The sequence below is a fragment of the Aestuariibius sp. HNIBRBA575 genome (assembly GCF_040932005.1).
Lineage (GTDB): Bacteria > Pseudomonadota > Alphaproteobacteria > Rhodobacterales > Rhodobacteraceae > CANLNM01.
In genome coordinates this window covers 1,388,484-1,402,959 of the sequence record NZ_CP162414.1, presented here as the reverse complement: position 1 = coordinate 1,402,959, position 14,476 = coordinate 1,388,484, and the positions used below count along the sequence as shown (strand labels likewise).

Below are 14,476 nucleotides of genomic sequence, written 5' to 3'. Positions count from 1 at the left end.
TCATTAAAACGAACCAGACTTTTATCAAACTTTCTTTCCTATTCCGGGGGGCATTATGGCCTACTACCCCATTGATATACTTGACTTAAATACATTGTTCCGGGCCATCGGTGTGATCGGGTTTCTGATCTATGTGGCGGGGTTTTATGGGCTTTGCACGGGGCGGTTAAACTCTGCCTCGCCGCTCTATTTTGTGATGGTTTTGCTGGCATCAACCTGCGTGATGGCCAGTTTGTGGGTGGATTTCAATCTGAGTGCCGCGATGATCCAGGGGTTTTACATTGTGATGTCGCTAGGGGCGATTTTCAAACGGTGGCGACAGGTTGGCCATCTGAGAAATCCGCCTGCTGAGGAACAAATTCACAGCGCCTGAAGGCATGGATTGATCTGGCTCAATCCATGCTCTGTGCGGCCGGTCTATGTCTTGTAAAACATCACAAAAGGAACATGTAATGGACTGGAAATCTGCCTTGTCTCATACCGGGGCGTTGCTAAAACCCCTGCGCGCACAGCAATCAGACGTGGCCAAAGGATTTGGCGCGTTGCATGACGCCGCCATGGCGGATGGGGCGCTGAGTACGAAACACAAAGAATTGCAGGCTTTGGCCATCGGAATATCGAAACAATGCAATGATTGCATCGGGTTCCACGTCAAAGCCGCGATCCGCGCCGGTGCGACACGCGACGAGATAGCAGAGACCATTAATGTCGTTGTGGTGATGAATGGCGGCCCCGGCTACATGTACGGTGCCAAGGCCATGGAAGCCTTTGATCAGCTGTCCTGAGCGCCGCTATCCGGGGTGCCTGTTTCTGGGGCGCCTGTTTCTGGGGCGTCCGTTCCTGGTGTGCTTGTCTCTGGGCTTTCTTTGCCAGCGGGGGCCGTTTGCACCAATTGGTTCATCGACATAGCGGGCTGATCACAGCCTGCTTCACCCACAATTTTCGCAGGAACACCGGCGACGGTTTTGCAATCAGGCACTTCGATCAACACAACCGACCCTGCGGCCACACGGCTGCAATTGCCGATGCGGATATTGCCCAGCACTTTGGCCCCTGCCCCGATCAAGACCCCATTGCCGATCTTTGGGTGACGGTCTTCTTCTTCTTTGCCGGTCCCGCCCAAGGTCACGGAATGCAGCATCGACACATTGTCGCCCACCACAGCCGTTTCCCCGATCACAATCGAATGGGCGTGGTCAATCATCAGACCTTTGCCGATCCGCGCTGCGGGGTGAATATCGACGCCAAAGGTTTCACTGACCCGCATTTGCAGGAAATATGCCAGATCGTGCCGGCCCTGTTTCCACAGCCAATGCCCCAGCCGATAGGCTTGAACGGCTTGGTATCCTTTGAAAAACAACAGCGGTTGCATATAGCGATGGCAGGCCGGGTCACGTTCAAAAATCGCCACCAGATCCGCACGCCCCGCCGCTGGCAGGTTGGGTTCAATCGCATAGGCTTCGTCCGCGATTTCCCGCAGGATCTGCGCAGGCATTTCATCTGATTCCAGCTTCATCGCCAGACGGTAAGCCAGAGCGCGTTCAAATGAATTGTGATGCAGGATAACAGAGTGAAACATGCCCCCCATCAACGGTTCATTTGCGATCGCGTCTTCTGCTTCTGACCGAATACGCGCCCAAACTGGGTCAAGCTTTGCGACATTTGAATTGAGTTGAGCCATGACGGGTCCCTGCTGCAATCTTCCCTAAGGAGCCTATAGCAGATAGCCCCCAAACGCCAAGATGCAACCCAAACCCTTACAAAACCGTGATGAATTTATGTGATATTTTGCATTTCAATCGGGGCAAGACCCAGAAACCTAACGAAAAAAACGCAATCGCATCGCTAATGTTGGTCTGGATTGCCCTCACTGAGCTGTTGGATCAGCACCTGCGTAGTGGTTTGCAGAGCGGCCAAATAGGCAAGGTCATAGTGATGTGGCAACGGTGTCAGGGGCCATTTGCTGGCCGCTGACATGAGGGACCCTGTGCCGAATTTGGGATGCGCCCTGCCCGTTTGGCGACGATGTGCCTCTGCCAGACGGGCCTGTTGGATCAGTTGGCGCACCATGGCCGGGCGATCTGGGGGGGCGATCGGCAAAACCGCCCGCACCGCAAAATCCAGATCACCCGGCAACAAAGCCCGCATGCCCAGCGCGTTAGCCATCCAGATCGAGGCCTTTGAACGGTCCCGGTCCAAAGCTTTCAGACAGCTGCGCCACTTGGACGTGATAGGGTCCGCTGATGCCATCACTGGCCTTTTGGGCGGCGCTGTAGGTCCAGTTTGGTGTGGTGATCACGTCGTCACGCACCAACGTTCCGGATTGAAACACTTTAACCTGATAGCGTTCCACCGCTTCGCCCAATGGCACGTCAAATCCATCCCAGCTGTCACCGTCCAGACGCGTGCGCCGGATCCAAGTCAGATCAGTGTCCGCCCCATTGGGTTTCGCCCTCAGATGCGCCACCGCATAAGGGCGCAGCCCAGCGCCACGGAACGCCTCGGCGCGATACCGATAGGTTGCATCACCCAGCGCCCGTTGAGAGGGGCCATAGCGGTAATGCTGCAAAACCCCGCGCGCGGCTGTATTCAGCCCAATCTGCGACATGGCATCATCCATCAGCACAAACAAAGACCCAACCGGCCATTGATCGGGCATGATCCCATCACTGCCCGCCTGCCCCCGCAAACGCAGTGTCAGTTCATAGGTGTCGGGCGCGACCAGATCGGCATTCGTAAATTGGAACAATTCCCAGTTTTCAGGCGTCCCATCCCCAATCGCCGCCAAATTGGCCCCAGACAAAATCTGTTCCGGGGTCACCCCCAGCAACGCGCCACGGACCAGTTTTACCCGCAATGCAGGCCCTCGATCCCATATTCCCGGAGCGGCCCGAACCAGTTCGGTTTCGGTGATCCCAACAATGGCAGATTGGTCCGCAATCGTGTTCACCGCATAATTTGCATCCTGCGTCGAGGAATAAAGCGCAACAGATCCCGGCCATGGTTTGCTGGTAAATCCGACATGTGGCGCATGTGGAACCTCATCCCCGGTCATCAATGGCAAATCGAGGAACACGCCTTCGACGGGCACGGCCTGTGCCTGCGTCTGTAACGGCGCGTAAACCTCTGCGGTGTTGTGGGCGCGGTACACTTCGGGTTCCACCCCTACAGCTTCGATTTCCATCTGCATGGCTTGTTCCACGCGATCCATCCGGAAAATTCCGCCCCCCTGATCGGTTTGGATGCGCACCACATCCCCGGCCCCCAGATGGGACATGGATGGCGGCAATGCGAAACGGACCCCATCCCGTGCCACGCGGGCTTCGGCGAGCCAGCGTTCAACGACGCCCTGCCCTTCGCCACGTGACATGACAATCGGCAATTCGGATTGCGACACATTATAAGCCGCATCATCAGCCAGTGAGGCTTCGCTGGTGGCCACTTCGTAATCGCCGTCCCCTGCAACATAGTTCAGACGCACACGCCCGGCCATTTCTGCCTCTGCTGAGCGGGTGAATTCAATGTCACCCTCGACGTCGTCAGGCACAGCCAGATCGTCAAATTCCAATGTCGCGTCGGGCATACCGGTTCGGGTTATGAAATGCAGCGCGCCGTCGCGGTCCACAACATCAAACCCATGGGCCAACATCAACGGCTGCAACGCAGAGCGCGCCGTTCCGACCCGTTCATGCAGATACCCTTTGACCAATCCAAACAGCCGGGATGTATCATAATCCGCCACACCGGCCTTTTCGCAGATTTCAGCAACAACCGATGCCAAAGGACGTGCCGCAGATCGGCCCGTGATCCAATGCCCGCGCGCATAGTTTTCCCCATCCGACCAGATATCTTGGGACACTGGGAAAAACGGATGTGGACGCGCATCCCACGCCCAGACATGGGCGCGGCTCATATCGACCATGGGACCACCATACGTCAGCGAAATGGGATTGTTCCCCACGTCGGCGTAGTGTTGATGCACCGCCCGCAGATATTGCATCTGGATAAAATCATCCCGGATACCATTGGAATAATGCGGCACCGAACTTTCGGATGATTTCGGATCAAGGAATTTGTTCGGCTCGTTTGTGCCTTTGTCGATCGCAGCACATCCCAGTTCGGTAAACCAGATCGGTTTGCTGCCCGGTTCCCAGATCGTGGGCAATGTGTCCCGCACACCATCGATGCGATTGTGGTGATATTGCCCCCACCAGTTCTGAATATCCTTATAGCGCCAAATCCATTCCTCACCTTCACTATCGGTGATGGGCGTGCGGATTTGCGCCGCGCGGGATTCTGGGGAATGGTAATACCAATCATAGCCTTCCCCCCCGGCCACATTGGCACGCAGGTAATCCAGATTATAGATTGAACGGGCATCAACATCTGCATGGTCCAGCCCATCCCGCCAATCCGAGAGCGGCATGTAATTGTCGATCCCGATGAAATCGATATTGTCATCCGCCCAGAGCGGATCCAGATGGAAATATTTGTTGGCGCCACCGGGTTGATAACCGTGATATTCGGACCAATCCGCAGCATAGCCAATTTTGGTGCTGGGGCCTAGAATACCGCGCACATCTGCCGCCAACTGGATCATGGCATCCACAGCAGGGAAACTGTCGCCAGCGCCGCGAATTTGCGTCAGGGATCGCATTTCTGACCCGATACAGAACGCATCCACGCCCCCCGCCATGGCACATAAATGCGCATAATGCAGGATGAACCGCCGATAGGACCATTCATTCGGTCCACTATAGGTCACGGTGTTGCCCGCTTGGGTGAAATCCGCAGGTGCAGCCGTCCCAAAGAACGCAGCCACTTCGGCGGCGGCCGCAGCTGTGCGATCAGGCGTTCCGACCTGTCCCGGCGCCGCAGACAACGTGATCCGCCCGCGCCATGGCAGATGCGGTTGCCCGGCCTGCCCAGTCCACGGATTGATCAACCCATTGCCGTCCAACTGATCCATCAGGATAAACGGATAAAACACCGCCTTTTTGCCGCGATCGGCAATATCTATCAGCGCCTCAACCACGGATTGATCCGCAGGGGTGCCCCCATAGATCACGCGATCATCCACCACAGGAACGTTCTGCGCCCCGGCACGGGTCAAACCCGACACACGCCACGGCATTTCATTGCCGTCGGCTGTGGTTTGTTCCACCTTGGGGCGTAGCGTACATTGATCCGCCCGCAAATCATCCCCGAACCATGACACAATCATCGACACCGACCCGCAATCTGGCAGCTCTTCGTCCAGATGATCCAACGAAGTCTGCAAATCAGATTTGCCGGATGCGGAATTGACGTTTGTGACGGCCTGTTCGCCAAATTCACGGGTGATATGCACCGGAGTGGTTGCCAAGGCATATTCCCCGGTTCCCGGCATCAAGGCCACCGCTTTGACCATGCGGGTCATATCTGCGGTTTCGTCTTCTAGGTCTGGCTGCGCGGGGCGGCTGACCTCAAAGGTGAATTGCGGCACACGATTGCCAAACTGGCCAAGGTCCAGGTCTTCTAACACCACATAGGCGGTGCCACGATAGGCAGGCACGTTGCCCGCACCTTCGACCGCTTCCATTTTGGGGTCTGGCATCTGGTCTTCACTGCCCGCATAGACCCGCATATTCAGATCATCGGGGGACACTTCGCGCCCATCTGCCCAGACACGGCCGACGCGGGTTATTTCGCCTTCGCATAGGGCAATCGCAACGCTGACCGAATAGGAATATTCGACCGTCGTCGGTTTGGGCGGCCCACCTTTGCCGCTGCCGCCATGTTTGGTTTTGGTTTCCAGAAACTCGGTCGCCCAGATGACCTGCCCGCCGACCCGCACACGCCCATATAGACGTGGGATCGCGGTGCCTTCGCTGGCGCCGGTCAGCCGAAACCGATCCACCTGCCCGGTTTCAATCGTTTCACTGCCCGCCCCAAGCAGGCGTTGATCAATCACCCGACCGACACTGGCGCCAATTGCACGACCAATGGTCGCAGCAGACAATCCAAGGGCCGTGCCCCCAACAGACGCGCCCAGCGCCATACCTGCAGCAGAAAGAACTATCGTCGCCATTGTTCAGGCCCCCTTTACGGAAATACGAAACGGGCCGCGATACGCCGCCCCCAGGCCGATGTCAGTGGGCTTTCCACGACGCCGTGACCTGAATAGGAATGAATAAAAGTAGGAGACGCCCCCATTTGGGCCGCGATCCCCAGATGTTTTGCCACCGACCCGGCCCGCATACGGAACAACAACACATCCCCAGACGCATCCGCCCCGGTTTGTCGCTGTAAGTGAAGCAAGGCCGCCGCCATCAGGCGCTCTTGGCCCTGTGGTTCTGACCAATCCGGGCTGTAATTGGGGATCGCTTCTGGCTCTTGGCCATATAGGCTGCGCCATACCCCACGCAATAACCCCAAACAGTCACATCCAGCCCCCAACGTCGCCGCCTGATGCCGATATGGCGTGCCCAACCATTGCCGGGCGATCAGAACCGCTGCGTGACCCGGGATGTTCGGGACATCTGCGGCGCTCACCGGCGGCTACCGCCAGTGTTATTGCCCGCCTTGACCGGAACCCGCATCAGCCAATCTTCGCCCGGAATATCCGGGAACCCACGAAAGTTCAGCAAATTGCTAAATCGGTTTTGACAGGTTTCGGACCGTCGATCACAGCCAGCAGTGACGCGCACCGTATCTCCTGCTGTCACATCTGCCCCCAGCGGTTGCCATAATTCAATCACGCGCATTCCGTCATCATCAAACCGATCATGTTTGATCAATCCGGACAGTCCTTGCGCATCGCCCGTCAGAACCTTTAGCTGACCACGTTCAAACCAATGTTCTGATGACATGTCCTGCGCGACATGGAACACTTGTGCATCTGTCACCGCCACCAAGGTCAGATCATAGCTGAACCCCGGCGTGGTCAGATCAAAGCCACATTGCCCGTCCCCCAGAACAGCCCCGCAGAGTTTTTGATAAACCCGCCCCTGCACTTGGTTCAACGCTTCGGTCAAACCCCGCAATTCAGCATTAAAGGCACCGCCTGTCCGGCGGATTTCACCGATCGTGCCGCGAAACCGTAACAGGCGCTCTTGTGTGTCTTGCCAATTCACCAGCCACGACTTGACCTCAGCGCCATCAAACCGACCCGCTTCGATGTCGTCTTCGGTCAGCGCGCTATCTGTCAGCGCGCCCAAGGCTTCGCTATTGTCCACCGACAGGCCGGTTGTGTGACTGATCGCCATCGGTGTCAGCCCGGTTTCCGCCCGAAACGTGATCCCATCAAAGCTAAGATCACCGTCATGATCCGTAAACCCCAGCACATCGCCATCCGTGCGGATCACAGCCCAGCACCGACAGACATTTGTGACACCCGTTTGCAGATGCGCCTCTAATGCGTCCCGGCTCATACCCGCACCTCAATCACAGGCACATCCGGCACTTCGCCAGCCTGAAAATTGGAAACCGAGCTTTGGATCATATCGGTATCAAACCGCACCGGCACGTCAAATTCGAACCCTGCGCGAATTTCAGCGCCCACATCAGGTGGGTGATTAAATGTCACGATGCCAGTGTCATGGTCGATCTCATAATCCACCCCCACTTGGCGCGGATCATCCCCCACCGTGATCTGAACGGAACCCTCAACCGGTTTCTTGATGGGACGCTCATAGGTGTATTCCCCCGAGCGATAGGTTTTCACCAACTGAAACACATCTTGGATTTCGTCCCCATAGGCGATGAACTGGTCTTCGCCGGTGATGTCACCATTGGGCAGACAGGATTTGAAATCGCTCCAGTCTTTCCAGCGGAATCCAAACAGCTTGCCTTGGCGGGCCTCAAAAAACGCAACCAGCGCTTCTACATCATCCAATGACCGCAGCCCCATCCCCGCATCATAGCGGCGACGTGAATGGGCCCAGGGCGCGTTGCGTTCCTCAAACCCATTTGCCAGCGTCACAACTTCGGTGCGCCGTTCTGGCCCCCCGATGGACCCAAAGCTCAGCGATGCGGGAAACCGTACCTCATGAAAAGACATATGCTTGCTCCTTGCTTACCGATTGCGCTGACCCGCGCCCAAGGCCCGGCTCAAATTCGCGGCGATCTGCCCACGAGAGCGCTGAAACCCCTGCACGTCCGGCGTTGTGATGTTCATATTGACGGTCACATTGCGGCCCCCCTGAGCGCGCACGCCCAGCTTGCCGTCACTGCCACGCGACAGGGGCATAATCGCCTCGGGACCGGCTTCGCCCATCAACCCGGTGCCCCCGCGCATGGGAAAACTGGTCGGGCTGCTGACCACGCCACCGCGGGCAAAGGGCATCACGCGACCTTGGGAAAACGGCGCGCCTTTTTCAAACGGCAGCAAACTGCCCATAAACGAATTCACCCCATTGGACAGCAGGCCACCCACATGGTCGATCACCGGACGGGTCGCGGATTTATAGGCGGTGTTCACCATAGACGTCGCAATGGTATTCAGCGCATCCGTCAGCTTCATGCCATCCAGAACGACACCGTCAAATGCCTTGCGCAATCCCCCGGTGATGCCACGTTCCAGATTGGCCAGATCCCGTGTGGTTTCTGTCAAACTGCTTTGCACCTGACGCAATTGGTTGGAAAACGCATTGGTCATCGCGCTGGTCTGCCCCAACGTCTCGTTCAGGCCCTCGGATTCAGCATCCAATGCTTCAAACGGATTATCAGCCATCGGCTCTTCCTTTCTCTGCGTCCGGGTAGGCCCGGCTCAACTCTTCCAGACGATTGCGGGCCATGGGCGCATCGGCGCCTTCTAATCCCAGCATCATCAACAACTCTGCTGGGGTCAGGGCCCAGAACTCGGCTGGTTTCAGCTTTAGCCCCACCAGCCCAGCCCGGATCAAACCCGGCCAATCCAACCCGCGCATATCCATCCCGACCAACCTCAGCCTTCGGGCATGGCAAATGCGCGTGCCAGCAACTCAGCCGCCACACGGGCCGCCGCAACCGGGCCGCCCGCAATATCTGCGTTGAACAAATCCGCCGCTGTGACCTGCGCCCCGCCGCCACGTAACCCCGCAACGATCAACGCCAGCACATCCCGACTGGAAAACGCGCCACTTTCAAACCGTGTGACCAGATCCATCATCGATCCCGTCTCCAGCCCGGCTTCCATCTCGGCCAGCGCGCCGAGGGTCAGCTTGCATATATGCCGCTGACCATCGACCACCAGATCCACTTCACCTGCCCACGGATTGCTCATTTATGGGAACGCCACAAACGTGACTTCGCCCGCCGATGCCAGCGCCATTTCATAGGTCGCTTCGCCGTTGTAATCGCCGGAATACTCAATCGACGTCACCTGAAACGGGCCTTCTAGCGTGCCAAAACCGGGCACAATCACCTGAAACGCCGGCGTTTCCCCATCAAAGAAAATCTGCCGCACACGTTCATCGGTGGTTGCGTCTTTGAACACACCTGATCCGCTGATCGCTGCGGTTTTCACACCCGCGCCACCCAGCAATTCACGCCATCCGCCTGTGCTTTCCAGGCTGGTAACATCCACACTTTCGGCGTTCAGGCTAATCCGCGTTGCCCGCAGACCCGCAGCCGTTTCAAACAGACCTGCACCGTTCATATCAATCTTGACCAAAAGGTCTTTTCCGTTCTGGGCCGCCATAGCCATCACTCCGCATAAGTTGCAAATTCAAATTCACCCCGATCCCGCCGGGATGGGCATTCAGATATCGTCGACACGCGCCAAAAACGTCAGATCGATCCGGCGGGTCCCGCCTGATCCCACGCGCGCCGCCTTGGCCTTTAGAAACTGCAATCCGCACAGCATTCCTCGGCTCAGGGTTAGGTTTGCATCCACCAATGCGTCCGAAATCGCCGCCGCAGCCTCTTTGGCCTGGGCGAAACCGGACACATCCGTGACCACCGACACCACAAATTCATGCGCCGCGCCGTGGCCCACTTTGTCGGACCGGTCACTGACCGTTTCCTGTCCCAGCGTGACATAAATCGAAGGCAAGGACCCGGTGGGCAGCGCGTCATAAATCGCCGTTCCAACCAGCCCCGTCAGGGTGCCATCGGTTGACAATGCTTGATACACAGCCGCCTGCAATGCGGCCGAAACACCATAGCTCATACGACGATCTCCTCTTCTGCGTGGCAGGTCAGATAGCGCCCGTTGGGATCGCCGTCGCTGACTGCCAGAATGGGAAACACGCGCACGCCTTCGACAAATCGCTGCCCTGCCTTTGGGCGACTTGGTGCCCCGTGAGGGGCGGCCCGCACGCTGATCACATAGGGCACGCGGCTCAGCGGGGTTTTCACCCCGGCCAATTCGCGGCCCGCACCTGCATCAAACGCGGCCCAAAGACTGCCCAACGGCGACCAGTTTTCGACAAAACCACCCGATCCATCTGGCACACGCACGGCTTCTTGCAGCTCTAGCTTTCTGTTCAGATGCATCTGTTTCACCGGCGGCCTCCCCCAAAGACGCGCACCGTGCGATACCGCTCGATCAGCGCATTGACGCTATAAGGCATGGCGCCACCGCCCAATGCGGCCTCGTGGCGATATTCATAGAAATGCGCGGCCAACATCAGCACGGCCTGTCCCAGATCCGCGGGCAAATCCGCCCAATCCGGCCCAAATCCGGCCAACAGCCCAATGCGCACAGATCCGCCGGATGGCACAGGTGACAACACCCCGCCAACTGCCTCGATCCGCGGGCGTTGCATATCCGGCACTAAACGATAGCTACCGGCATCAGCGACGGTTTCATCCCTCGCATTGTTGATCATGACCATTTCGATCACAGCACTGACAGGTGCCACAGGCAAAGCCTGGCTTTGACAATCCCGCCACAGGGTCAGCGTCCAGCTGAATTCCCGCTCAATCAGGATTTTGCCGGTGCGTGCCTCAATGGCCGCCATGGCCGCACGCAAAAAACTTTCCAGCATCCCATCTTGAATGGCATCATCGGCAAACCCCGACCCAAGCCGCAAATGGTCTTTAAACTGAGTGACCGGAAGTGCGCTTAGCGGCACCGTGGTCTCTTCGACTAACATCATGGAAACACTCCGAATTCCGGCCCAAAATTTCTCCGCCCGTCCCGGACGCGCACCCCCGCATTGCTCGGACGGAAGGAGCAGCTAGACAACGCAAGGGCTGTCTGTTGGCGCGCCCGGTCGGCGTCAGGGTCCAGCGCACTGGCCCCCAACTCCGTCTCTGTCAGCTTAGCTAACCGAGAACTTCAGGACCTTGATCGCAGCGTAATCGCTCACGGCACCGCCCACGCGTTTTGTCGCGTAGAACAGAACATGTGGCTTGGCTGAGAATGGGTCGCGCAGCACACGCATTTCGGGGCGTTCAGCGATGGTGTAACCCGCGCCAAAGTCGCCAAATGCGATGGATGTGGAATCTGACGCGATGTCAGGCATGTCTTCGGCGATCAGCACAGGATAGCCCAGCAAACGCGCAGGTTCACCAGCGGCCAACCCATCGGTCCACAAGAAACGGCCATCCGCGTCTTTCAACTTGCGTGCTACGCCAGCGGTTTTGGAATTCATCACAAACGACCCGTTTGCGCGATATTCCGCACCCAGCGCATAGACCAGCTCGATGATCGCATCACCAGGATTGGTCACGTCAAAATCACCATCCGCGCCAGACGCAACATAGCCGATATCACCCCAAGCCCAGCTGTCATTCGCAACGATTGGGTTGTTCAGGAAACCCTCGGGCTTATCCACGCCGTCGCCACTTACAAATGCCGCGGCTTCAGCGCGGACAAATTTTGCCGCAATGCGTTCAGCCAGCCAGCCTTCGATGTCAAATGCGCTGTCATCCAGCAAACGCTGAGACGCCTTTGGCAATGCAGACAATTCGTGCAATGGAATGGTAATGCGATCGATCTGAGGGGTCGATGTTTCGGTTGTTGACCCTGTCTCAGACGCCCAGCCAGACCCAATTTCGGAATGATCCACCAGCACATCAAACGATGTTGCTTCGACATTCACGACATTTGACACAGCCCGCAGGGATGCGGCCGAAGACAACACGCCATGGATGGTGTCGGATGTCTGTGGATCCACCAGATAACCACCATCAGCGGCCACGGATGTGTTCAGGGCTTTGCCTTCCATATCCAGACCACGCAGCGCGTCATCATCGCCCGACCGCAGATAGGCAGCGAATGCCTTCTGATGTGGGGCTTCTTCGGTTGCAGCCGTTGCCAATGCGGGGCGGGCTGCCATCAAGGATTTGCGATCTAGCTTGTTCATGCGTTCTTCCTGCTTTTGAATCTTTGCATTAATGTCATTGGCGAAACCTTTGAAATCGCCCACAAAACCCGCCATTGCGGATTTCAACTCCTCAGCCGGAGACATATCTCCCCCGGCCCGAGCCTTCGTCTCGGGATGACTCATCTTTCAGTCCTTTTCTGATGAGAGAAACGCCGGCTCTATCTAATCGCCAGCAGGCTGCGGGCATTTTCAAATGCCGCCGCCAAGTCGCGCATCGTTTCCACCTCGGGGTCGACCCCTTTGGCGTCAACACGCGCATCAGGAAGCATCGGAAACGTCACCAATGACACTTCCCAAAGCTCCAGTTCAGACAAAAGGCGGTTGCCTTTGTCGTTCTTTGTGGCCTTGACCGTGCGGTATCCGATCGACAAACCATCGATGGCCCCGGCATTGATCAATGCAGCCGCTTCGCGACCCTTTTCCACATCCGTTAAAATACGTCCCTTGACCCACAGGCCTTTGGAATCTTCGCGCACTTCGTCCCAGATCCCAATCGGTTGGGCCGGGTCGTGCTGCCAGAGCATTTTGATATTGCCGCCTTTGGCGTTGATTTTGCTCAGGGATGCGCCATAGGCCCCCTTTTGCACCACGTCGCCACCCTGGTCGGTTTTGCCAAATAATGACGCATAGCCTTCGATCAAGGCCCCGTCCGTGACGGTCACGTCGCTGCCCAATTGGCAGAACTTATGTTCTAAATCCATGTCCCAATTCCCTTTATACTGCGATCAAGGCGCGCAAGCCTTCGATCAGCAAAACCCCACCGGCCGCGTAAACCATCATCCAAATCTGACGCTCGACGCGTTCCATCATGGTCTCGATCCGGGTCAGTCGCAGATCGACCTGCGCAAACCAGAAATCACTCACGGGATGGCCGGCATCACGTCGGGCGCTGGTGGCGCTATCTGGTGGTCGTTTGCCGTCCATATCGACGATTTCAGCCTTCATCGCCGACCTCCAATGCTGGCAAACCCAGCAAGGACCGTTTTTCTGCATCCGTCAGGAAATCCGCATCACCAATGCGTTTCCATTTGGCATCCCGTTCCGTTGACAGCGCGGTAACACCGTCCAAATCCGGTTTAAGAGTGACCCGTTCATCGTTGAAATCATTCAGCCACTCTGAAACTGACGACACGACCCGCGACAATAACGGCAACACCGTCAGACGATAAAATGCCCGGTTAGCCTCTTGGTAATTTGCGTAAGTGGCATCGCCCGGAATGCCCAACATCATCGGCGGAACCCCAAAGGCCGTGGCAATTTCACGTGCAGCCGCTTCTTTGGTTTTCTGGAATTCCATATCCGACGGGCTGAACCCCATGGGTTTCCAATCCAGACCACCTTCTAGCAGCATCGGCCGTCCGGCATTACGCGCACCTTGGTGCTGGTTTTCCATTTCGTGCAGCAGGCGATCATATTGATCCGGCGACAGGCTGCCTTGGCCATCCAACCCTTTGTAAACAATGGCACCAGATGGGCGTGCTGCATTGTCCAGCAACGCTTTGGACCAGGCGGATGCGGCGTTATGCACATCAATCGCCGTGGCCGCCGCCTGCATCGGGGACAGACCATAATGATCGTCCTGCGGATGGAAGCTTTTGATATGGCAAATCGGGGAAACGCCATCGCCCACTTTGAACCGGTGTTTGCGTGACCCAACCGTATAATCATAGGCCGCTGGCCAGCCGTTGCTGCCCGGCACCAGGCTCATCCGATCAGAGCGCAGCACATGCAGCTCTAACGGCAATCCCTCTTCGCCCGCGACCGCCTCTAGGTACCCATTGCCGGTCAACAGGATCTGACCGACCAGAGCTTCGAACAATTCAGCTCGACCCTGACCCGCATTGGGGCGCTGAATAAGGTCCATCACCGGGTGCACGTCATAGCGACGCTCGGCGTCCTGACACACAATCGGCAATGCCGCTGCGGCTTCGGCAATCAGTTTGACGGCGCGAAATCCGACGGGGTTCGATGTGAACCCGGTCTTGGTCAATGACACAACGTCGCGCGGGCTCCAGGCGACGCGCCCTGATCCCTGCCAAGATACAACCCGACCCGTCGCCGAAGCTTTCGCCTCAGGAGCCGAACCGTTCGTCTGTTGATCGTTGCGTTTTAGAAAGTCGAACATCCAAATCTCCTTGGTCCCGTGCTGCCGCCAAATCAGAACATCGTGTTGTTCGGCG

19 protein-coding genes are annotated in these 14,476 nt (G+C 57.3%); 2 read left to right on the top strand and 17 right to left on the bottom strand.

The window, feature by feature from the left end; translation table 11 throughout:
- The first annotated feature begins 55 nt into the window (after positions 1-55).
- Both AB1F12_RS07095 and AB1F12_RS07090 read left to right on the top strand, forming a co-directional pair.
- The gene (locus AB1F12_RS07095) at positions 56-373 is read left to right on the top strand and encodes a hypothetical protein (protein ID WP_368187681.1); all 318 of its coding nucleotides are present in this window, start codon (positions 56-58) and stop codon (positions 371-373) included.
- A gap of 79 nt (positions 374-452) precedes the next feature.
- Positions 453-785 (top strand): carboxymuconolactone decarboxylase family protein, encoded by a 333-nt coding sequence (locus AB1F12_RS07090; protein WP_368187679.1) that lies wholly within the window; start codon positions 453-455, stop codon positions 783-785.
- On the opposite strand, the gene cysE is transcribed toward AB1F12_RS07090, so the two are convergent.
- The 17 genes from cysE to AB1F12_RS07005 all read right to left on the bottom strand — a co-directional run bounded on the left by cysE (position 773) and on the right by AB1F12_RS07005 (position 14,421).
- Positions 773-1,681, bottom strand: a complete 909-nt coding sequence (gene cysE / locus AB1F12_RS07085) for a serine O-acetyltransferase (RefSeq protein ID WP_368187678.1) — start codon at positions 1,679-1,681, stop codon at positions 773-775. The genes AB1F12_RS07090 and cysE overlap by 13 nt on opposite strands.
- Positions 1,682-1,845: 164 nt before the next feature.
- Positions 1,846-2,166: a hypothetical protein gene (locus AB1F12_RS07080; protein WP_368187676.1), complete on the bottom strand. Its 321-nt coding sequence runs from the start codon at positions 2,164-2,166 to the stop codon at positions 1,846-1,848.
- The gene (locus AB1F12_RS07075; RefSeq protein WP_368187674.1) at positions 2,159-6,070 is read right to left on the bottom strand and encodes a glycoside hydrolase TIM-barrel-like domain-containing protein; all 3,912 of its coding nucleotides are present in this window, start codon (positions 6,068-6,070) and stop codon (positions 2,159-2,161) included. The genes AB1F12_RS07080 and AB1F12_RS07075 overlap by 8 nt, the downstream gene beginning before the upstream one ends.
- Positions 6,071-6,084: 14 nt before the next feature.
- Positions 6,085-6,534 carry a peptidase gene (locus AB1F12_RS07070; RefSeq protein WP_368187673.1) on the bottom strand — a complete coding sequence of 150 codons (450 nt, stop codon included), beginning with the start codon at positions 6,532-6,534 and terminating at the stop codon, positions 6,085-6,087.
- Entirely contained in the window at positions 6,531-7,412 is an 882-nt protein-coding gene (locus AB1F12_RS07065; RefSeq protein WP_368187672.1) for a DUF2163 domain-containing protein, read from the bottom strand. The genes AB1F12_RS07070 and AB1F12_RS07065 overlap by 4 nt, the downstream gene beginning before the upstream one ends.
- Positions 7,409-8,041: a TIGR02217 family protein gene (locus AB1F12_RS07060; RefSeq protein WP_368187669.1), complete on the bottom strand. Its 633-nt coding sequence runs from the start codon at positions 8,039-8,041 to the stop codon at positions 7,409-7,411. Before AB1F12_RS07060 ends, AB1F12_RS07065 begins: the two co-directional genes overlap by 4 nt.
- A gap of 15 nt (positions 8,042-8,056) precedes the next feature.
- Positions 8,057-8,713, bottom strand: a complete 657-nt coding sequence (locus AB1F12_RS07055) for a phage tail tape measure protein (RefSeq protein WP_368187666.1) — start codon at positions 8,711-8,713, stop codon at positions 8,057-8,059.
- Positions 8,706-8,909: a rcc01693 family protein gene (locus AB1F12_RS07050; RefSeq protein ID WP_368188303.1), complete on the bottom strand. Its 204-nt coding sequence runs from the start codon at positions 8,907-8,909 to the stop codon at positions 8,706-8,708. Before AB1F12_RS07050 ends, AB1F12_RS07055 begins: the two co-directional genes overlap by 8 nt.
- A gap of 17 nt (positions 8,910-8,926) precedes the next feature.
- Positions 8,927-9,244 carry a gene transfer agent family protein gene (locus tag AB1F12_RS07045; RefSeq protein ID WP_368187664.1) on the bottom strand — a complete coding sequence of 106 codons (318 nt, stop codon included), beginning with the start codon at positions 9,242-9,244 and terminating at the stop codon, positions 8,927-8,929.
- Complete coding sequence (locus AB1F12_RS07040) at positions 9,245-9,661, bottom strand: phage major tail protein, TP901-1 family (RefSeq protein ID WP_368187663.1); 417 nt, start codon at positions 9,659-9,661, stop codon at positions 9,245-9,247.
- Between the two features lie 60 nt (positions 9,662-9,721).
- Positions 9,722-10,132, bottom strand: coding sequence for a DUF3168 domain-containing protein (locus AB1F12_RS07035; RefSeq protein ID WP_368187662.1), 411 nt, complete (start codon positions 10,130-10,132; stop codon positions 9,722-9,724).
- Entirely contained in the window at positions 10,129-10,458 is a 330-nt protein-coding gene (locus tag AB1F12_RS07030) for a head-tail adaptor protein (RefSeq protein ID WP_368188301.1), read from the bottom strand. Before AB1F12_RS07030 ends, AB1F12_RS07035 begins: the two co-directional genes overlap by 4 nt.
- Before the next feature lie 5 nt (positions 10,459-10,463).
- Positions 10,464-11,063, bottom strand: coding sequence for a head-tail connector protein (locus AB1F12_RS07025; RefSeq protein WP_368187660.1), 600 nt, complete (start codon positions 11,061-11,063; stop codon positions 10,464-10,466).
- 165 nt (positions 11,064-11,228) lie between these two features.
- On the bottom strand, positions 11,229-12,419 hold the full coding sequence (locus AB1F12_RS07020; RefSeq protein ID WP_368187657.1) for a phage major capsid protein: 1,191 nt from the start codon (positions 12,417-12,419) through the stop codon (positions 11,229-11,231).
- Positions 12,420-12,454: 35 nt separating this feature from the next.
- On the bottom strand, positions 12,455-12,997 hold the full coding sequence (locus tag AB1F12_RS07015) for an HK97 family phage prohead protease (RefSeq protein ID WP_368187655.1): 543 nt from the start codon (positions 12,995-12,997) through the stop codon (positions 12,455-12,457).
- A gap of 13 nt (positions 12,998-13,010) precedes the next feature.
- Positions 13,011-13,241, bottom strand: a complete 231-nt coding sequence (locus AB1F12_RS07010) for a hypothetical protein (protein WP_368187652.1) — start codon at positions 13,239-13,241, stop codon at positions 13,011-13,013.
- Positions 13,231-14,421 (bottom strand): phage portal protein, encoded by a 1,191-nt coding sequence (locus AB1F12_RS07005; protein ID WP_368187649.1) that lies wholly within the window; start codon positions 14,419-14,421, stop codon positions 13,231-13,233. The genes AB1F12_RS07010 and AB1F12_RS07005 overlap by 11 nt, the downstream gene beginning before the upstream one ends.
- Positions 14,422-14,476: the final 55 nt, after the last annotated feature.